We start from the raw sequence: 20760 nt of genomic DNA, 5'->3' as shown, positions 1-20760 counted from the left end.
ACGTGAATCATTTAAATAAAGACGCACAAATTCTTCAGGAAATCTTCAATCAAGTTCAGCAACAAGGGTTAGCTTATTTAAATGACATTCATGAAAGACCAACTAGAAGTGAACAAAAAGTAACAACGACTACCAATTTAAGTATCGATGGCATTGGTACATTAGATACACTCAAATATTTTAATGAGAGATTTGAACCAATTATTGTTGCCTCTTCTGGGCCTAGGTATTGGGGATTTGTAACTGGAGGCACTACTCCAGCAGCTATTGCAGGTGATTGGTTAACGACTATTTACGACCAGAATACACAGTCGATAAAAGGTAACGGTGACATTTCTGCAATCATAGAACTAGAAACCATTCAATTATTACTTTCTCTTTTTAACCTACCTAAAGATTTTTTTGGCGGCTTTGTGACTGGGGCAACCTTATCAAACTTTAGCTGTTTAGCCGTAGCTAGGCAATGGATAGGCAAACAATTAGGTAAAGATTTTAGTAGAGATGGCATTACCACCGGAGTTAAAGTCCTATCGGCAACACCTCATTCATCAGCTATTAAATCTCTAGCAATGTTAGGAATTGGCAGCAATAATTTTATCCCTGTAAATGTTAGTGCAGGTAATAGAGAAGCGATAGACATTACAGATTTAACTGAGAAGATAAAGGCATTAAATGGTGAGCCTTTTATTCTCATATCAAGTGCAGGAACAGTAAACACTGTTGATTTTGATGATTTTGAGGCAATACATCAATTAAAAGAACAATATAACTTCTGGTGGCATATAGACGCAGCATTTGGGGGCTTTGCTGCTTGCTCGCCATTATATAAGCACCTTGTTAAAGGCTGGGAGAATGCAGATAGCATTACTGTCGATTGTCATAAATGGTTAAATGTACCTTATGAAAGTGCTGTGTTTTTCGTGAAAGAAAAACACCAACGGTTACAGGTAGAAACCTTTCAAAATTCTAATGCCGCTTATTTGGGAGACCCCCAAGAAAACTTCAGTTACCTTAATTTCTTACCAGAAAATTCAAGACGCCTAAAAGCTTTACCTACTTGGTTTACATTAATGAGTTATGGCAAAACTGGCTATAAAGAATTGGTTGAAAGTAATGTTTTAATGGCTCAACAATTTGCTGACTTTATTACCAACAATAAAAACTTTGAACTACTTGCTCCTGTTCGTTTAAATACTGTTTGCTTTACTTTAGTTAATGAAGATTTAGTTGCTGATTTTTTAAATCAGCTTAATGCTACAGGCAAGGTATTTATGACACCAACTTTCTACAATGGTAAAAAAGGTATAAGAGCTGCTTTTGTAAATTGGAGAACCTCAACAAATGATATTGCAATCGCAAGTGCGGAAATGGAACGGATAGCCACTTCGCTGTATATTTAAATGTTTTACGTTATTACAAAATAATGGCACTCTAATAAATTATTGCTGTTATTTTTGAGGCAATGATTAAAAGCTCAATAAGACAGCTATGCTATGTGATGCTCATCACCTTAACTTTTTTAAGTTTTGGCACTTATGTTTTATTGGAAAATTTTAAGGCTAAAACAGAAAATGTTAGCAATGACGTTTCTGAAGAAAATGCAGAATCAAGCAAGGAAACTTCAAAGGAACTAACTAATAGTTATCTTTTCGAGAAAGCATTAAACCTTGCTTATCTAAACTGCTCTAGCATTAAAGAATTTCCTTTGTTGGAGATTAAAGTATCCTCATTTTCTGTAAAGCCAAGCACACCTCCACCAGATTTATTTGAGAGTTAAATCAAATAAAAAACATCCAAATTAATATTTAATACTTTTTAATATGAAACAAATACTTTCTATTATAGCTATTGCTATGGTCGGATTTGTAGCACAATCTAATGCGCAAACCGCTAAACAAACTAATGTTACCCCAATTAAAAACTCCTTATCCACAGTTGTAAAACTAGAGCCAATAAATTTCACTTATGATAAAGATTGGTTACAAAAACTTAATTTAAAACCTTCACAAAGTGGATTTAATATAGAGCAACTTTCAAAGGTTAATCCAAAATTGGTTGTAAATCAGCAATTAAATTATAGCGAAGGAAAAAACAACAATAAAACAATTGTAGTTCAAAAAGTGGATTATGAAATGCTGATTCCAATGTTAGTTGGCAGCATTAAGGAACAACAGCAACAGATTGATGCGCTAAAGGCAGAATTGACGACGTTAAAGAATAAGTCTGCGAAATAGTATAGTTTTGTCATTCTGAGTGTAACGAATAATCTATTCGACAAGTAGATTCCTCGCAGGCTCGGAATGACAAATTCTTCTTTATTCTTCCAACAAATACCCCTTAAATTCTTCAAAATCTTTTCCCAACTCATCATACAATTCTGGGTTATTTTTGAGGGATTCTACTTGAGTAGGTAATTGGATTTTCTTTAAAATGTCAACAGGAAAAACTTCTGGGAATTTACAAGCATGAGCAGTAGATAAAAAGACTTTTGCACTTTTATCCCCTGGATTTTCTTCTGTATAAGTTTTCGTTGCTAGATATGCAATTGCTGTATGTGGGCAAGCAACATAATTAAATTGCTCAAAAACCTCGTTAATTCCGGACAAGGTTTCCTCATCTGTAAAACTATAAGCTTTTACCAACTCTTGGATTGCATTCCTGTCGTCATTAAACAAATTCATGATACGCACCCAATTGCTTGGCGCTCCTACATCCATCGCGTTAGCGTAAGTTTGTACAGATGGTTTAGTTTCGTAAATTCCTGATTCTAAAAAGCGAGGCACAGTGTCATTTGCATTGGTTGCTGCAATAAATTGATGAACAGGTAATCCCATTTTGTAGGCTAACAAACCAGCGCCAATGTTACCAAAATTTCCGCTAGGCACTGAAAAAACTACATCCTTAAACCCTTGTCTTTTCAATTGTGCATAAGCATTGAAATAATAGAAAGTCTGAGGAATTAGCCTTGCAATATTTATCGAATTAGCAGAGGTTAATCTGAATTTGGCATTCAATTCAACATCAGCAAAAGCTTGTTTAACTAATGCTTGACAATCATCAAATGTACCATCAACAGCTATAGCTCTAATATTTTTACCATTGGTAGTTAATTGCAAACGTTGCACCTCACTTACTTTTCCTTTCGGGAAAAGTATAGTTACCCTTGTATTTGGCACACCTAAAAAACCTAAAGCAACGGCACCTCCTGTATCTCCAGATGTAGCTACTAAAACATCTAAAAGTTGTTCTCCATCTTTTAAGAAATAAGCCATTATGCGACTCATGAATCGAGCACCAAAATCTTTAAAAGCTAAAGACGGTCCGTGAAATAATTCCAGCACAAAAGTCTCTTCGTCTAACTTTACAACTGGTGCGTCAAAGTTTGCAGCCTCTTCAACTAAAGCTTTTAAATCAGCAGCAGGAATTTCATCCTTTAACAAAGTTGATGCAATTTTATAGGCAATTTCTGGCAGGGAATATTTTTCAATATTATCGATAAATTCTTGCTCCAATTGAAGGATTTCTACAGGCATGTATAAGCCTTTATCTTGTGGCATGCTATTAAACACTGCCTCTTGAAAGGAAACACGTAGGTCTTTATTGTTAGTTGAGTATAACTTCATAATTTATGGAAAATGGAAGATGGAAGATGGAAGATGTAGGTGAACCCTTTTCCATTTTACATCTTACCTGTCTACATTATCCTAGGTCCTTCAGCATTTACTGAAGACACGTAAGCATTACTATTGATATTTAATTTTGTTAAGTGATTTTGTTGTGCATCTGTAATCTTTCGAGCAGTTGCCTCATCTTTTGCTAAGGCAAAAACAGACGGACCAGAGCCAGAAATCCCAAAACCTACCGCACCGTTTTCCATTGCCAATTCTCTTAAAGTTTCAAAACCTGGAATTAAAATAGAACGAGTTGGTTCAATTAGTACATCTTTCATACTCCTGCCCACTAAGTCGATATCATTTAAAAATAATCCACTTACCAAACCAGCTACATTGCCCCATTGGGTAACAGCATCTTTTAATAAAACTTTAGCCTTAATCATTTGCCTTGCGTCTTTTGTTGGCACTTCCACTTCTGGATAAACTATTGCGGCAAACAAATCTTTAGGCGTTGGCAAAGCAATTAAATCTAAGGGCTCGTAACTACGCACCAATACAAAGCCACCCATTAAAGCGGGCGCTACATTGTCTGCGTGACCATAACCACAAGCCAATTCCTCACCTTTCATTGCGAAAGGAACCAATTCTTTAGCCGTTAAGAGATTACCCAATAATTGATTTATGGCAAATAATCCAGCAACTGTACTTGCTGAGCTAGAGCCCAATCCACTACCTATTGGCATTTTTTTATGCAACTCTATTTCTACACCAACATCTTCCCTATTTAAATGTTTAAGGTAATGTTGCACACTTGCACTTACTGTATTCTTTGCAGAATCTAATGGCAAACGACCATCATCCCCAGTAATTTTTAACAAACGAACACCCGGTTCATCAACTAATCGCATCACTACTTCATCGCCAGGCTCATTTACTGCAAAACCTAAAACATCAAATCCACAAACTACGTTGGCAACGGTGGCTGGGGCAAAAACTTTTATTTCTTTCATATCTTGTATTGAGTAGAGCGTATTGCGAATTGAGACTTTTGTCTTTTATAGTTACTCTTTGTTCTTTTATCCTTATTCTAACTAATCTCGGTTATTTGTTTTAAGTGATATTTCAAGTGCACAATGTAATCTTCTATGAAATAAACAAGACTATGCACTTCTGCTTTTCCCAAGCCCGTATCACAAGTATTATCTAACTTACTTTGAGGTATTCTACCAATAACTTCAGCGAGTTGATGATTTATTAGTTTCCATAATGTTTTAACATCCTCAAAATTCATTCCTTGATAGTTTTGATAAGCTACCCACTTATCTTGGTCATAAACAATCTTTGTCCCTTGCTCATATTGCCCTACAATCAATCTTCTTAAATTATTGGATGCACTATCTATTAAATGACCTAGAAGTTCTTTTCTAGACCATTTTATTGGGTTGGGTTTATTATCCCAATCTTCAATACGATTAAAATTAAGCAGGGCTGCATCAACTACCGCCAAGATTTCAACTTTTGCTTTTTCTACTAAGCTCATAACTTACCCCCTTTCGCCCCCAACATTGATGATGTCTGCAAAAACTCCCGCAGCAGTAACCTCTGCACCAGCACCTGGACCTTTAACTACTAATGGCCTAACCTTATACCTATCAGTTGTGAAAGAGATAATGTTATCACTTCCCGAAAGCATATAAAACGGATGGTTTTCATCTACCATTTGCAGGGTGATTGAGGCTTTTCCATCTTCTAGTTTTCCAATGTATCTTAACACTTTTTTACTAGCTTCTGCCTCTTGTTTCAACTTGGTAAAATAATCTGCATTCAATTCTAATTGGTTGTAAAACTCTTCTACTGTTGGTGCTTGCAAACAGGCATCTGGCAACATATTTTGAATGCTAACATCAGCTTCCTCAAAAGCATAACCAGCATCACGCGCTAGAATTAGCATTTTACGCATAAAATCTCTTCCGTTCAAATCATCACGTGGGTCTGGCTCAGTATAACCTAATTCTTGCGCTTCTTTAACAATTTCGTGGAAAGCAGCATCACCTTTAAAGTGGTTAAAAATGTAAGATATTGTTCCAGAAAGGATAGCCTCAATTCGAGCGATTTTATCACCACTCATCATTAAATCTTTTAAAGTTCTTATGATAGGTAAACCTGCACCCACATTGGTTTCGTAATAGAAATCTACACCAAATTTGCGAGCAGTATTTTTAAAAGTTTCATACTGCGCAAAACTTGCAGAGTTACCAATTTTATTACAAGTAACTACTGAAATGCTTGCTTCAAAGACTCCTTGGTAAAATGGCACTGTCTTCGGACTAGCGGTATTATCTACAAATACACAATTCGGTAAGTTCATTGCTTTCATTTGAGCTACAAAATCTTCCAAGTTTGCAGTTTCACCTTGTGTATCTAAAGTTTCCTCCCAGTTTTCTAAAGCGATGCCATTGGGTGATAAAAGCATTTTACGAGTATTACTAATTCCCATTACTTTTACCTGTAAATCGTTATTTTTAGCCAAGAAAGGCATTTGAACCTGTAATTGCTTGAACAAAGTTTTACCAATATTTCCAGTCCCTAAGCAGAAAATGTGAAGGGTTTTATTCAATTCTGTATAAAAAGCATCATGTACTGCATTTACCGCTTTAGATAAATCTGCCTTAGCAATAATTACCGAGATATTGTATTCTGATGAACCTTGCGCAATGGCGTGAACATTTACACCGTTTCTTCCTAACGAGTGGAACAACTTGCCAGAAATACCAGGTGTACGTTTCATATTTTCGCCGACAATAGCTAAAACCGCTAAGCCATCTTCAATTTCTGGTTGGTCTAATTTTTTAGCTTGTAACTCTAAATCAAATTCTTTTGCAATAAGATTAACTGCTGTAACTGCATCTGCCGGTTTTACTGCAAAAGTAATGCTATGCTCTGATGATGATTGAGTAATTAAAACAATGTTGATTTGCTCACGAGATAATAATGAAAACAATCTTCCGCTAAACCCTGCTTTACCCACCATACCACTACCAGCTAAATTAATGATGCTGATATCATCAATAGAAGAAATCCCTTTTATTGGCAATGCCGAATGTTTTGCACCGTGTAAAATATAAGTCCCTTTGAAATCTGAATCAAATGTATTTTTAATTACGATTGGGATTTTCTTTAAGAAAGCAGGAGTCATTGTTGGGGGATAAATCACTTTAGCACCGAAATAAGATAATTCCATTGCTTCGATGTAACTCAGCTCCTCCAACGGAAAAGCTTTTTTTACAATCCTTGGGTCAGCTGTCATCATACCGTTTACGTCAGTCCAGATTTGGATTTCGTTAGCATTTAATGCCGAAGCTAAAATTGCTGCAGTATAATCGCTACCACCTCTGCCTAAAGTTGTAACACGATTGGCTTCGTTACTAGCGATGAAACCCGTAACAAAAAGCATTTTACCTGCATTGTTTTCGTAGAAATCCTTAACTAAAAAATCTGTTAATGGTGTATTTACTCGAGCCTGACCAAAATTACCATCTGTTTTAATGAATTGTGTTGCATCTGCAAAAATAGCTTCAGGAAACTGTTGCTTGGCAATATGGCAAACCATAAAAGCAGAACAACGTTCGCCATAACTTAACACTAAATCTTTGGCTTGTAAACTCAGTTCTTGCAAATTATAAATGGCTTGCAACAATTCTTCTAACTCATTGAAATACAATTTCAATTTTGTTAAAACAGGGTTTTGTGCAGAAGCTGGCAATAAAGCTCTAATCACCTCAAAGTGACGTTGCTCAATCGCTTTTAACTCCTCATTATAATCTTGCCCCAGTGCAGCTTTTTCTGCCATTGATGTAAGCAGGTTGGTTACACCGCTCATAGCCGATAAAACGACAACTGGTTGTTCTTGCTGCAGATTTTCTTTTGCCAAGATGTTCAACAAAGCACTAATGCTTTCTACTGAACCTACTGATGTACCACCAAATTTTAAAATGTTCATGATATAAGGTTAAAAAAAAAGCGCTCCCGATTTTGTCGGGAGCGCTTTGTATATTGTGTTTAAATTATTCCACTAGCGTTTCCCCATCAGGTATTTACCTGTTGTTGATGTTGTTGTGGTAATAATTGTGTTGATTAAAATCATTTCTGTTCTTAGTGTCTTTTCTACACCGCTAAGTAGGTCATTATTTTTTACAATGTCAAGTATTATTTAAAAATAATTTTATTTTTTTATTAAAACGGTTTAGCAGTTGCGAGAATGGCAAGGATATTAGATTTTTACCGCATAATTATCAATGATTTAAAATCTGTTTCTTACAGGTTCATAAACATCATTTTTCCCAATCACCAAAGTTTTCGCTAGAATATCTCCAAGACGTTGATGCTTATCATTATTCTCTGCTATAAAAAAAGCAATTATACCGAAACACCAAGATATTTCAAGCGCATCGCATATTCTACGTTTAAAAACTTGACCAAATGACAATTCAGCGCCATCAACAGAGACAACTTTAAGCTTTACAATTTCGTGTCCTAAAGTAGCAGCACAATATTTTTCAGCGATTACAAAATATAAAACCCATACCAAGATAGGCAAAAGCGCACCTAGGCCAGATATTGTATAACTCCCCTCTTCATTAGGCAACCCAAATTCAAAAATATACCAAATATAGAATGCAAATATTAAAGTATAATCTATAATTGTTGCAGCAATTTTTCTGGCTAAATTATATTTAGTTTTCAAGATATATGTGTTTATTTTTCTTTTTAAATATATAAACATTTTAGAAAAGGTAGTTCAGCAATTATAGGGAGAGTTCTGTCCCGCTGTTCCTACAAGCCCGAGAAAAACGGGGCTTTTCGTGCCATCGGGTTTAAGGATGAAAGGCTTTTGCTGCTATTACAGTTGCTTTGAAGGTAGCGAATTAGTAAAGAAGCACAAAAGCACCTGAATTACTCAATAACCACCCCGCCCTTTGGGCACCCCTCCAGCGGAGGGGAATTGCGACCTACATTTTGTTTTTTACGCATTCACATTTAAGTTCTTGCACAATTTTAAATTCTCTAAACCTGACAGTAGTGGAAATACTTTTTTGTTGCAGTACTTCGAGAAGCTCAGTATGACAACAACAAAAAAGATTGAAACGAATGGCAGGACTTCCATCAATTGAAACGCCGCATTTGCTTTTCAAAATAATCCTACACACGTTTTCCATTTTATCCCGAACGTTCGGGATTTCGCTACGCTCAACATTTTATTTACATTTGTGCTTTATGCAAGGATTAGTCATTAAATCTACAGGAAGTTGGTATCAAGTTTATGCCGAAGATGGTAAAACCTACGATTGCCGTATTAAAGGTAAATTTAGGATTCAAGGTATACAAACCACTAATCCGATTGCCGTTGGCGATAAAGTTGGCTTTGAATTAGAGCCAAATGCCGAAACTGGTGTAATTGACACGTTGCAGGATAGAAAGAATTACATTATCCGCAAATCAATAAATCTTTCTAAACAAGCGCAAATCATCGCGGCTAATTTAGACCAAGCTTTTCTTATTGTTACCTTGGCTTCGCCAAGAACCTCACTAGGTTTTATTGACCGATTTTTGGTGACTTCTGAGGCTTACAGTATTCCCACTTGTTTAATATTTAACAAGCTAGATTTATTTAGCAAGCAAGGCTTAGAATTTCTGGCTGAGTACAAAGCCATTTACGAGAAAATTGGCTATCCTTGTTATGAGGTTTCTGCTTTAAAAGGCACAAATGTTGACCAAATAAAAGATTTATTAAAAGATAAAACGACTTTATTTTCTGGTCATTCGGGCGTTGGAAAATCAAGTTTAATTAATGCTTTATTACCTGGTTTTGAGATTAAAACTGGCGAAATATCTGATTGGAGCGATAAAGGTCAGCATACTACAACCTTTGCCGAAATGCATACTTTACCTTTTGGCGGCTACTTAATTGACACTCCCGGAATAAGGGAATTAGGTGTTTTTGACATTAAACCTGAAGAGTTAAGCCATTATTTTGTGGAGATGCGTGAACGCTTAAATCAATGTCGTTTTAACAATTGCCGCCATGTAAATGAACCTGGTTGTGCTGTCCTTAAAGCTGTTGAGGAAGGTGAAATTGAAATAAGCAGGTATGAAAGTTATTTGAGTATTTTTCATAATAATGATACTAGAGCATAGCTTGGTTGCGAGTTGCGGGTTTCGAGTTACAGTTCTAAGCACATAACTTTTCTGCATCCAGACCTGCAACCTTTAACTTATAACCCGTAACTTTTATCTCCCTTTATCAATTACAATTACTCTGGGCTGTTTAGGTTTAACATATTTTGTAGGTCGTAAAAACTCTCTAAAATAACTACACTCTCCCACTGCAATTTTATAATATGGTGTTGCAGCATATTTCAATTTCATTTCTTTAAAGTAGGGGTTGTTGTAGTTTAGCGCCAAAAACTTGCGATTGCTTTCTTTATAATCATCATCATACCAATTGATGTTGCCATAACTATTATTGATGATTTTTTTCTGTTGGCATTTGGCTAACATAAATGTGCATTTAGCCTTTAGATTAACATCTTTTGTTAAGGTTCTAGCTTTTAAATACCAATTTTCTGCTGTTAAGGCTAACTTATAATCTGCATCGTAACTATTTGTTGGCTTTTCGAAATTGGAAAAACTACTCCAATCGTAACTAATCAAAAACCACGAATTACCATAATAACCAGTTTGGTAAATTGCATTAGCCATTTTGTAATAATACAAAGCTGCATTTGCCTTGTCGCTCACTGTTAATTTCTGCAACCTTAGCATTTCTTGGGCAAAGGTTTTTTTTGTGATACCAGGCGATTTAGTCCCGTATCTTTTTGGATAATCTCTTATCCTTTCTATAAATGGATTAGCATACGTTTTCTGGTCTACTTTTTCGCTATACCAATTACTTGGCGCAAAGTATTTGTATTTAACTGATATTTTATTGAATGCGGTTAATGCTTTATCGTATTCGTGTGTACGCAAATAAGTAGTGCCTAAAAGTTCATAAAAATCATCTGAACTTAATTTATTTAGTCCTTCACTTAGCATTCCATCTAAACCATCACTTTTATAATTTACTTTTAAATCAGCAATTGCTAACATTGTTTTTGGACTTAAACTATTCTGCCAGAAATATATAGTTGATGCACTCATGTTGTTTAAAAAAGCAGCCTGTTTTGAAGACTTAAATTTCAAATCCCCTTTTAACATTGCCATTGCTGCTTTAGCGGTATCCTTCATTTTAGCATAAGCTGGAGCTAGAATTTGCTGATAGAAATTTCTAGTTGTAAGTGTAAAACGATTCTCTCCATTTGCCCAATCGTAGTCGTAATAATTTTCATTTGCTGTTGGCTTTTCTATATTCTCAGCGAAACGTTTCTCATCTAACCATTTTAAAACGGGAACTAGTTCTATTTCCTTAAACTCACTTCCTTTATTAATTTTTGTGGCAGAGATTAAGAGCTGAATAATTCTAACTTGATTTGTTAATCTTTCTGGTAATTTATCAGGGTTTGTTAAACTGGCTAAATAAGTTAAACTTTCGTCAGGGTTATTTTCCATCCATGATAAATAAGCAGCGCTGATAGTTCCTAGTTCTGGTTGAGGATATTTTTTATCTGCCGCCAATTTAAGAGCAAAGTCTTTAATGGATTGTAAGTGTTTTAAGCTTGCATTCTGTAGGCTATCTACATTTTTATTTTCATCATTATAACGATTAAAGTAGAAGTCTGCAGGATTAGTGGAAAGTGTACTTTCTTTAATTAAATTTTGTTCCAACTTATTAATTTCCCTTACCAATAAAGCTCCATTTAATAAGCTTGAAGGTGCATATTCATAAATTTTATGCAAACTCTCTAAATCAGGAGTAGGGTTTCCAAAAGCATTGATTGCCCAAACACTGGCTTTTTCCGCATTATTTTTGGTAAACTTTAATGCGTTTTCCAATGGCGAACTTGTGTAATAATAATTTTTATATGCTTGTACTCTTCTTTCTGGATTACCTGCAAAGACTTTCGAAAATAAATAAGCTGCTTCATCTGGTTTACCAGCGTACCTTACCGCACCGGCATAAATAGCCAAAGCCCAACCTTTCACTGCACTAATACTTTCATTCTTTTCAATTAGTTTTTCATAAACTGCTTTACTTTTTTCATAATTACCATTATAATGATACAATCTTTCTGCTTGGTAAGCATAACGAAGTTTTAGAAAATTATCCTTTTCATATAGCGCTAATTCATTTGCCTCATCAGCTTTTTTTAACATTAATAAACTGTCTTTTGCCACAGGATTCCATATGTCAAAGTCTTTAGTAACCAATGGCTCAACACTTTTAGCAAATAAATAGTATTTTTTCGCACCCTCTTTCTGCGTTAATGATTGTAAAAAACTATTCTGTTTTAAGCTATCAGGCAAACTTGTTATCGATTGAAAGCTTGATAACTTTACACTTGTTGCACTATCAGCCGCATACATTACTTTAAAAACATCTTCCTTTTTTACATTCAAATATTTTGCCCACTCAGTACTATTAATTTCTGCTTCACTTTCTACTTCATTCTCGTTATATAAGTAAACCATTTCATTAAAAGCAAAAGGCGAGTATTCATTACCTTGCACATTATTGTGGAAGTAAGAAACATAATAATCATATGGATCTTGCTCTGGACCACAGGCAATATTTACGGCAACTTCGCCAAAGAAAACAGCAAAGAAACTAACGCAAAATATCAGCGATTTCTTCCAATTGAGTGATTTCATAGTTTTTGAGTAGATTTTGGTCTAAATGGTAGTAGATTAAATTTATTGGTTTTTCTGATAAGTAAGACGATAAATATTCAGCCGTTTTTTTAATGTCTTCAGCTTTGCTTTCCTCATACCTCACTTCATCATTTTTAATTAATCCGAATGTTGGCAAATCTGTTTTTGCCAGGTATAAACCATTACTTTGGATAATAAATATTTCCTTGTTTTGCAAATCTGATAAACTAACTCTTTTAGAAATCCCTGCATATTGTTTATTCCTAAAAGCCACACTCCAAGAAAATAAAGGCAGAGCAACATCAATATCCATCGGATAAAAACCAAGATTTGTACCTGCGTATTTTTGAAGTTCGGACACATCTAAAATAGAATTCTGCTTTCCATACTGACGAAGATTTCCCATGTTGTAGCACATCAGCAAAACTTTGTCTGCAGGAGGAATTCCACTTTTCTCTTGATTCTTTAATTGGTGCAGCCTTAATGTTGAGGATAAAATCCTTGTCTTATTATGCTCTTTTAAATTTCTAAGCAATTCGAAATATTTAGTCCTTGTTGTTACAGTCCAGTCGCAATCTATTTGCAATTCTTCATAATCTTTTTGTCCAGATTGTAAAACTTTTGATTTAACAAAAGCTAAAATATTGTAGGCCAATTGCGTTAACTGCGCCTCGCTTTGTGATTTTAGCACCTCATTAACAATGAAGACCACAGGAACAATTTCTAGATTTTTAGGGATTGAATCGGTAAAAGTTATCGGAGCAATAGGCACAGCTTTTTGGTTGATATCTAAATCAACATCCATCATTCTTATATAAACTTTCTTGCTTTGAAATTGCTTTAAATGTTGATTTTCGACTTTGTTCTGTTTATAAACTGTTTTCCAATAATAAAAAGACGTACTTACTTCTCGCTTTTCTTGGCAAGCAGTTAGTAGAATTATAAAAAACAGTATATACTTGTATCTCATTAGTTAAAACTAATATTTATAATGATTAGAAGCTATACGTATTAGTAGGTATTTTTAATAAAAGATGAGAGCAGTTTTACAAAGAGTTACACAAGCAAGTTGCAAAGTAGATGGTCAAATTACTGGAGAAATTGAAACCGGTTTTTTGGTTTTATTAGGCATTGAAGATGCAGATACACAAGAAGATTTGGAATGGTTGGCTCAAAAAATTGCCAATATGAGAGTTTTTGGAGATGAAAATGATTTGATGAATAAATCGCTTTCAGACATTGATGGAAACATTTTATTGATTAGCCAGTTTACATTATTTGCCGCTACCAAAAAAGGGAATAGACCAGGTTTTACCAGAGCCGCAAGGCCTGATAAAGCTATACCGATGTACGAGCAAATGATTAAACAGTTATCAACATTGCTAAATAAACAAGTACAATGTGGCATTTTTGGAGCTGATATGAAAATCAGTTTATTAAATGATGGACCGGTTACAATTATAATGGACACGAAAGATAAGGACAACCATTAATATACAATTATGACGATTGAACAAGCGCAAGAAAGTGTTGATAACTGGATAAAAACAACAGGAGTTCGCTATTTTAATGAACTTACAAATACCGCCATCTTAATGGAAGAAGTTGGTGAAGTTGCCAGAATCATGTCTCGCAAATATGGTGAGCAATCTTTCAAAAAAAGTGATGAAGAAGTGAATTTAGCAGATGAAATGGCTGATGTTTTATTTGTATTGATCTGTTTGGCAAATCAGACCGGTATAGATTTAAATGAAGCGTTGATTAAAAATCTGGAGAAGAAAACTATTCGTGATGCAGATAGGCACAAGAATAATGAGAAGTTGAAATAAAGTCTTGAGTCGTCAGTCAATAGTCTTGAACCTTACAGCTCCATAATCATTTCATTATTTAACAATCTGTTTTCCATCTTAAATTTTCCATCCTACATCAAAAGCAACCTTAATTAACATCGTTTCGTATCCATTAGTATAAAACTAATTTAAAACGAAATCATGATGTTAATTTATCTAAGAAAAACCCCAGTTGGCATTATTTGCCTAGCCTTATTGTTTATTCTTGCTTGTAAAAAGGATAAACCTGAAGAAACTCCTATGGTAAAAAAAGGTATTCAAATCTCCACGGATTCAAAATTTGGTGCAGTTTTAACTGATAGTATTGGTAGAACATTGTACTTCTTTGCTTCTGATGTTGCAGGAACAGCAAATTGTACTGGTGCTTGCGAAACTACTTGGCCAGTTTATTATTCTGCAAATGCAAGTACCGATTTAAACGTAAACGCTTCAGAAGTTGCCGTTATAACTCGCTCAGATGGCAAAAAACAAACTACCTACAAAGGTTATCCATTGTATTATTACATGAACGACTTAGCAGCAGGACAGACTAATGGAGATGGAGTGGGTGGAATTTGGTTTGTTGCAAAACCTGATTATGCATTAATGGTTGCTAATTTTCAGTTAACTGGTTTAAATGGAAAAACGTATACCAAAACTTATGCAGAGGGAACGGGAAAAACAATTTATTTCACAGACTCTAAAGGGAGAACACTTTATGCTTTCTCGCCAGATAAAAACAATAAAAACACTTTCACTACAGACTTAACTAAGAATGGTATTTGGCCAGTTTACGAAGGTGAATTGAAAAGTGTACCATCTATCATAACAAAGGATTTGATTGCAGTAATTGACGTAACTACAATAGGTAAAAAGCAATTAACCTATAAAGGTTGGCCTTTGTATTATTTTGGTCAAGATGCTATTCGAGGAGAGAATAAGGGAGTAAGTGTTGGTGCTGGGCCAGGTTTTTGGCCAGTGTTAACAGTAGCCACGACTGTAGCACCTAATTAAACGAAATCAACTGGTTTATTTAGCCACAGATTCGCAGATTTTTACATTTTCAATCTGCGAATCTGTGGCTATTTATTTTATAACTCGGCTTTAATTTTCGCCGCTGCCTCGGCTAATTCTTCTTGAGTAGGTTTTAGTTTCTCTTTACTAAAATTCATATCGCTCACATTGTTCATTGGTATTAAATGAATATGTGTATGCGGAACTTCTAATCCGATAACTGCAACACCTATCTTTTTGCAAGGAAAAGCTTTTTTTAATCCAACAGCAACAATTTTAGCAAACAGCGTTAATCCGAAATAACTTTCATCATCCATATCGAAAATGTAGTCAATCTCTTTTTTTGGAATAACCAAAACGTGTCCCGTTACTAATGGATTTACGTCTAAAAAAGCCATAAACTCTGTAGTTTCTGCAACAACGTGTGCTTGGATTTCTCCACTTACGATTTTAGAAAATATGCTCATTTTTTGAGTATTTAGTATTTAGTATAAAGTATCTAGACAGTTCCATCTTACCTTTTACATCTTACATCAAGTTATCTTGATATCTCTAATATTTCAAATTCCATTTTACCAGCTGGCACTTGGATTTCTGTTGTGTCTCCAACAGATTTTCCTAATAAGCCTTGTGCAATTGGAGATTTTACCGAAATTTTTCCAGTTTTTAAATCTGCTTCGCTTTCGGCTACCAATTGATAAGTCATTGTAGCGCCGTTTTTAACATTTTTAATTTTTACGATAGACAAAGCCAAAACTTTGGTTAAATCAAGCTTGCTCTCATCAATCAGTCTTGCGCTAGAAAGTGTAGCTTCCATTTTTGAGATTTTAGCCTCATGTAAACCTTGCGCTTCTTTCGCTGCATCGTACTCTGCATTTTCAGATAAATCGCCTTTATCCCTTGCCTCAGCAATAGCCTTAGATATTGCCGCTCTGTCCACAGTTTTTAATTTGTGCAATTCCTCTTTCAGTTTATCTAAACCTTCTTGGGTATAATAAGTTACGTCTGACATACTTAGTTATTCTTTGTGAAATCCTATAAAAAACAAACAAGACTACATCGGCATCTAGCCTACATAGTCTTGCTTCAATTAAAACGAAGATATAAGGCAATTTTTACAAAAGCAAATATTTTGACACTAATTATTTCATCAAACCTTCATCAGCATTTGCTAACTTTAAATTCTGATTTTTACACGAATGAAAAAACTTAAACTATTATCACTTCTAGTTATTGCTACAATATCTTTACAAAATCTTTGGGCGCAAGATTTATATATGCCCAGAAACATTAAGGCCGCTTACCAAAAAGGCACACGTGCTGCAGATGGTAAACCTGGAAAAAATTACTGGCAAAATCACGGCCAATACAATATGGAAATTACCGTAAATCCAGAAACGAAGATTGTTAGTGGCACAGAAACCATTGATTATTCAAACAATAGCAAGGATACTTTAAAATTTGTTACCATACGTTTTGTAAATAATTTACACAAGCCAACATCATCCAGAGGAGGTAATGTGAGTGAAGATTTTCTTTCAGCTGGGCTAACCATTACTTCTTTTAAAATTAACGGCGAGGTATATAACATAAATGGTAAAGCTTGGGGAACCACAGGTGATGTTAAATTAAAAACACCATTGCTTCCTGGTCAAAAAGCATTGCTAAATATCGATTGGAATTATCCTTTATCGAAAGAAAGCGGAAGAGAAGGACAAATTGACCCTACAAGTATGTTTGTAGCTTATAGTTATCCTCGTGTATCTGTATATGATGATTATAACGGATGGGATAGATTACCACATACAGACAGGCAGGAGTTTTATAACGATTTTAACGATTATATTTTCTCTATTAAAGCTCCAAAAAATTATGTTGTTTATGCCACAGGCGATCTATTAAATCCTGATGAAGTTTTACAACCTGAGTTCGCTGCACGATTAAAAAAATCTTACACCAGCGATGATGTTATCCATATTGCTACCGAACAAGAAATGAAAGGTGGCAAAGTTACCTTGCAAAACGACTGGAATACTTGGAAGTTTTCTGTAAACAACATAGTTGATGTTTGTTTTGCGCTAAGCAGCACTTATTTATGGGATGCAGGAAGCGTAGTTGTAGATAATAAAACCAATAGAAGAGCTAGCACCCAAGCAGCTTATGATGTAAAAGGAACTGATTTTGTTAATTCTGTAAAAAATAACAATTATGCATTAGCTTGGTTTTCTAACAACTGGCCAGGCGTTCCTTATCCGTTCTCAAAAATGACGGCCTTTCAAGGTTTTGCAGATATGGAATACCCAGGAATGGTTAATGATTCGCAAATGGGCGATGCTTCTTTTGCACAATTGGTTCAAGACCACGAAATAGCGCACACTTACTTCCCTTTTTACATGGGCATTAACGAAACTCGTTATGCTTTTATGGATGAAGGCTGGGCAACAACCCTAGAGTATTTAATCGGCATTGCCGAAAAAGGAAAAGAAGCAGCTGATCAATTTTACAAACAATTTAGAGTTAATGGTTACATCAAGGATAAATCTACTGAAGAAGACCAGCCTATTATTTCTATGTCTACACAATTATCTGGCGCAGGTTATGGCAACAACTCTTATGGTAAGGCTTCTTTATCTTATTTGGCATTAAAAGATATGCTAGGCGATGTTACTTTCAAAAAAGCATTGCATACCTATATGGACAATTGGAATGGCAAACATCCAATTCCTTGGGATTATTTTAACTCAATGAATACGGGTTCTGGACAAAACTTAAACTGGTTTTTTAACAACTGGTTTTTTAGTAATAATTATATTGATTTGGCTGTTTCAAAAGTTTCAGCAACTGTCGGAAAAAATGCCGTAAGCATTAAAAATGAAGGTGGTTTCGCAATTCCTTTTGATGTGGTAATTACCTATACTGATGGAACAAAGCAAACTTTACATCAAACCTCAGCTGTTTGGAAAGCTAATCAGAAATTGGCAACGGTACGTTTTGCAGGAACAAAGAAAATCACATCAGTAACATTAGATGGAGGTATTTTCATGGATGCAACTCCAAATGATAACACTTGGTCAACAAAGTAATTTGACCTTAAAATAATAGGCCGCAGATTCACAGATTAATACATTTAAATTTGCGAATCTGCGGCTTTCTTTTTAACCATTAATAGCCTTACAATCTGGCTGATGTTTTACTGAAAAATTTAATGAATTAGCAATAAAGCACATTTTATTTGCTTCTTCGTGTAAAGCATTAGCTTGCTCAATTTGAGCTTTGTCGCTTATCAAAACTTCTGGTTGCAATAAAATTGAAGAAAATTGTCCGCTTCCATCAGTATTTTCTACCATTGTTCCCACGGCATTATCTTTATATTCCATCACAACAATATCGTTTTTAGAGCATAAATGTAAATACCAAAGCATATGGCATGACGAAACCGATGCTAACAGAAGGTCTTCTGGGTTGTATTTCGTTTTATCTCCCAAAAAAACCGAATCTGATGAGCCTGAAATAGGTTGTTTGTTTTCAATTGAGACAACAAAATCTCGGTCGTAAGAGCGATAATCCATTGTTCCTGAACCTTTGTTGCCCGCCCAAACTAAATTGGTTTTGTATTGATGTTCTTTTGCCATAACAAGTTAGAATTGAGTATTGAGATGTGAGATGCGAGACAAAGTCTCTTAATCTAACATTCAAATAGTTTATATTTGTTATGAGCAATTTATGGAATTATAATTTGATTTCGGCTAGCTTTTCGGCTAAAACTTCAGAAATTTTACGATAAGAATCAAAAGTCCATCCACCCACATGAGGTGTTAAAATTACCTTGTCATTCGCTTTTAATTCATCAAACCAAGGTTGTTCTCCGAGTGCTGGAAACTTTTCCGTTTCCAAAACATCTAAGCCAGCACCTAAAATTTTACCACTCTTCATATTAGCAAGCACAGCTGATGTATTTACAATTTCGCCTCTGGCCGTATTGATAAAAAATATTGGTTTTTTGAAGTGATAAAAATACTCTCCGTTTACCATTTGCCTGGTTTCTTTTGTAAGCGGGATATGCAAGCTCAACACATCACTATGTTTTACAATTTCCTCCATACTTACCTCACGCGCAAACTCATTACTAAAACCAGTTTTATATTTATCGTATGCAATTACATTAACCTCAAAACCAGCTAATTTACGAGCCATTTTTTCCCCCATAAATCCATAACCAACAATGCCTACAGTTTTACCTTTAAGTTCATAACCGCGGTTACCTTCCCTATCCCAGACGCCATTTCTAATTTCATTATCCGCATTACGGAAGTTATTCATTAAAGAAAGTAAAAGTCCGATGGCGTGCTCTCCAACTGCATCTCTATTTCCCTCTGGCGCATTAATAAGTTTGATATTTCTTTCATTCGCAACGGCATCATCAATATTGTCTAATCCTGCTCCTGCCCTAGCTACAAACCTTAAATTTGGCGCAACATCAAAAAGTTCCTTATCAATTCGAAATTTAGTACGCACAGCGATACCAACATAATCTTTAATTACAGCTAACGTTTCGGTTCTAGTTATCAATGGCTTGTCATCAACTTCAAAACCTAAGGCTATTGCTCTTTCTTTAAATACAGGATGTAAATCATCAATAATTAATATTTTCTTACTCATTTATTGTGCTGTTAAAAAGCTTAAATGTTGTGTCAGGATAATAAAATCTTCAACCGTTAACTGTTCTGCTCTTTTATCAAAAAACGGATGGTCATCCATTTTATCTTTTGGAATGGTGCCGGATAAGGAATTTCGCAAAGTTTTTCTACGCTGATTAAAGCCACCCTTAACGGTACGCCAAAACAATTTTTCATCGCATGGTAAAGTCTCCATTTTATTTCTGCTCAAACGGATTACACCAGAATTTACCTTCGGCGGCGGATTAAATGTTCCTGGTTTTACCGTAAATAAATATTCAATATCGTAATAAGCCTGAATTAAAACACTTAAAATTCCGTACTCCTTGGTCCCAGATTTTGAGGCGCAACGTTCTGCAACTTCCTTTTGAAACATCCCCACCATTTCTACCACATTATCTTTATGTTCTAAAATTTTAAATAGAATTTGAGACGAAATATTGTAAGGAAAATTACCAATTACTGCAAATTTGCCAGGAAAAATTGAAGTTAAATCAAGTTTCAAAAAATCTCCACTTATTAATCTATCTCCCAACTGGGGATATTTACTCGCTAGAAAAGCAATAGATTCAACATCAATATCAATTAAAAAAGTTTCCAGATTTTCTCTCTCTAAAAGAATGTCAGAAAGAATTCCCATTCCAGGTCCTACCTCTAAAACTTGGCGGTATTGATCGGTATGAATTAGTCCATCTACAATTTTTTCGGCTATCCTTTTATCTGTTAAAAAGTGTTGTCCTAAATGTTTTTTTGCTTTTACTAAACTCATAACGCCAAAGTTAAGGTTTTATAAGTGTTTGGCGAAAAGGCCTTAACCGCAAA

Annotated in this window: 20 protein-coding genes; 8 read left to right on the top strand and 12 right to left on the bottom strand. The window is 34.9% G+C overall.

Going from position 1 to position 20760, the window contains the following annotated elements:
• Positions 1-2 precede the first annotated feature (2 nt).
• The 3 genes from EZ428_RS05860 to EZ428_RS05850 all read left to right on the top strand — a co-directional run bounded on the left by EZ428_RS05860 (position 3) and on the right by EZ428_RS05850 (position 2234).
• Positions 3-1400: a pyridoxal phosphate-dependent decarboxylase family protein gene (locus tag EZ428_RS05860; protein ID WP_131552163.1), complete on the top strand. Its 1398-nt coding sequence runs from the start codon at positions 3-5 to the stop codon at positions 1398-1400.
• Between the two features lie 62 nt (positions 1401-1462).
• Positions 1463-1777, top strand: a complete 315-nt coding sequence (locus EZ428_RS05855; protein WP_131552162.1) for a hypothetical protein — start codon at positions 1463-1465, stop codon at positions 1775-1777.
• Positions 1778-1820: 43 nt separating this feature from the next.
• On the top strand, positions 1821-2234 hold the full coding sequence (locus EZ428_RS05850) for a hypothetical protein (RefSeq protein WP_131552161.1): 414 nt from the start codon (positions 1821-1823) through the stop codon (positions 2232-2234).
• Positions 2235-2315: 81 nt separating this feature from the next.
• Here EZ428_RS05850 and thrC read toward each other — a convergent pair whose 3' ends face one another.
• The 5 genes from thrC to EZ428_RS05825 form a co-directional block, all read right to left on the bottom strand.
• Complete coding sequence (thrC, locus tag EZ428_RS05845; RefSeq protein ID WP_131552160.1) at positions 2316-3623, bottom strand: threonine synthase; 1308 nt, start codon at positions 3621-3623, stop codon at positions 2316-2318.
• Positions 3624-3694: 71 nt separating this feature from the next.
• Positions 3695-4624 carry a homoserine kinase gene (locus EZ428_RS05840; RefSeq protein ID WP_131552159.1) on the bottom strand — a complete coding sequence of 310 codons (930 nt, stop codon included), beginning with the start codon at positions 4622-4624 and terminating at the stop codon, positions 3695-3697.
• A gap of 77 nt (positions 4625-4701) precedes the next feature.
• Positions 4702-5154: a DinB family protein gene (locus EZ428_RS05835; RefSeq protein ID WP_131552158.1), complete on the bottom strand. Its 453-nt coding sequence runs from the start codon at positions 5152-5154 to the stop codon at positions 4702-4704.
• 3 nt (positions 5155-5157) lie between these two features.
• On the bottom strand, positions 5158-7614 hold the full coding sequence (gene thrA / locus EZ428_RS05830) for a bifunctional aspartate kinase/homoserine dehydrogenase I (RefSeq protein ID WP_131552157.1): 2457 nt from the start codon (positions 7612-7614) through the stop codon (positions 5158-5160).
• Between the two features lie 300 nt (positions 7615-7914).
• Positions 7915-8358 carry an RDD family protein gene (locus EZ428_RS05825; RefSeq protein ID WP_165501712.1) on the bottom strand — a complete coding sequence of 148 codons (444 nt, stop codon included), beginning with the start codon at positions 8356-8358 and terminating at the stop codon, positions 7915-7917.
• A 530-nt stretch (positions 8359-8888) separates the two neighbouring features.
• On the opposite strand from EZ428_RS05825, the gene rsgA reads away from it, so the two are divergent.
• Positions 8889-9809 carry a ribosome small subunit-dependent GTPase A gene (gene rsgA, locus EZ428_RS05820; protein WP_131552155.1) on the top strand — a complete coding sequence of 307 codons (921 nt, stop codon included), beginning with the start codon at positions 8889-8891 and terminating at the stop codon, positions 9807-9809.
• Positions 9810-9902: 93 nt separating this feature from the next.
• Here the strand turns inward: rsgA and EZ428_RS05815 are convergent, their stop codons facing one another.
• Positions 9903-12419, bottom strand: a complete 2517-nt coding sequence (locus tag EZ428_RS05815; protein ID WP_131552154.1) for a hypothetical protein — start codon at positions 12417-12419, stop codon at positions 9903-9905.
• Positions 12376-13389 carry a hypothetical protein gene (locus EZ428_RS05810; protein WP_131552153.1) on the bottom strand — a complete coding sequence of 338 codons (1014 nt, stop codon included), beginning with the start codon at positions 13387-13389 and terminating at the stop codon, positions 12376-12378. The genes EZ428_RS05815 and EZ428_RS05810 overlap by 44 nt, the downstream gene beginning before the upstream one ends.
• A 64-nt stretch (positions 13390-13453) precedes the next feature.
• Between EZ428_RS05810 and dtd the strand changes: the two genes are divergently transcribed.
• From dtd to EZ428_RS05795, 3 genes are all read left to right on the top strand, one after another.
• Positions 13454-13912, top strand: coding sequence for a D-aminoacyl-tRNA deacylase (dtd, locus tag EZ428_RS05805; protein ID WP_131552152.1), 459 nt, complete (start codon positions 13454-13456; stop codon positions 13910-13912).
• Positions 13913-13921: 9 nt separating this feature from the next.
• Complete coding sequence (locus EZ428_RS05800) at positions 13922-14248, top strand: nucleotide pyrophosphohydrolase (protein WP_131552151.1); 327 nt, start codon at positions 13922-13924, stop codon at positions 14246-14248.
• 162 nt (positions 14249-14410) lie between these two features.
• The gene (locus EZ428_RS05795) at positions 14411-15262 is read left to right on the top strand and encodes a hypothetical protein (protein ID WP_205945607.1); all 852 of its coding nucleotides are present in this window, start codon (positions 14411-14413) and stop codon (positions 15260-15262) included.
• Between the two features lie 77 nt (positions 15263-15339).
• Here the strand turns inward: EZ428_RS05795 and EZ428_RS05790 are convergent, their stop codons facing one another.
• Together EZ428_RS05790 and greA are read right to left on the bottom strand one after the other, a co-directional pair.
• Positions 15340-15729 carry an HIT family protein gene (locus EZ428_RS05790; RefSeq protein ID WP_131552150.1) on the bottom strand — a complete coding sequence of 130 codons (390 nt, stop codon included), beginning with the start codon at positions 15727-15729 and terminating at the stop codon, positions 15340-15342.
• Between the two features lie 71 nt (positions 15730-15800).
• Entirely contained in the window at positions 15801-16274 is a 474-nt protein-coding gene (gene greA, locus EZ428_RS05785) for a transcription elongation factor GreA (protein WP_131552149.1), read from the bottom strand.
• Positions 16275-16461: 187 nt separating this feature from the next.
• On the opposite strand from greA, the gene EZ428_RS05780 reads away from it, so the two are divergent.
• A complete protein-coding gene (locus EZ428_RS05780) occupies positions 16462-18345 on the top strand; it encodes a M1 family metallopeptidase (protein ID WP_131552148.1) in 1884 nt (627 codons plus the stop codon).
• 72 nt (positions 18346-18417) lie between these two features.
• Here EZ428_RS05780 and EZ428_RS05775 read toward each other — a convergent pair whose 3' ends face one another.
• The 3 genes from EZ428_RS05775 to rsmA all read right to left on the bottom strand — a co-directional run bounded on the left by EZ428_RS05775 (position 18418) and on the right by rsmA (position 20707).
• A complete protein-coding gene (locus tag EZ428_RS05775; RefSeq protein ID WP_131552147.1) occupies positions 18418-18894 on the bottom strand; it encodes an OsmC family protein in 477 nt (158 codons plus the stop codon).
• A gap of 97 nt (positions 18895-18991) precedes the next feature.
• Positions 18992-19921: a 2-hydroxyacid dehydrogenase gene (locus EZ428_RS05770; RefSeq protein ID WP_131552146.1), complete on the bottom strand. Its 930-nt coding sequence runs from the start codon at positions 19919-19921 to the stop codon at positions 18992-18994.
• Positions 19922-20707, bottom strand: coding sequence for a 16S rRNA (adenine(1518)-N(6)/adenine(1519)-N(6))-dimethyltransferase RsmA (rsmA, locus tag EZ428_RS05765; protein WP_131552145.1), 786 nt, complete (start codon positions 20705-20707; stop codon positions 19922-19924). It abuts the gene before it with no gap.
• Positions 20708-20760 lie beyond the last annotated feature (53 nt).

It is taken from the genome of Pedobacter frigiditerrae (assembly GCF_004331645.1).
GTDB lineage: Bacteria > Bacteroidota > Bacteroidia > Sphingobacteriales > Sphingobacteriaceae > Pedobacter > Pedobacter frigiditerrae.
Note: the sequence above shows the minus strand (reverse complement) of the source record. Positions and strands in the feature narration are given on the sequence as shown.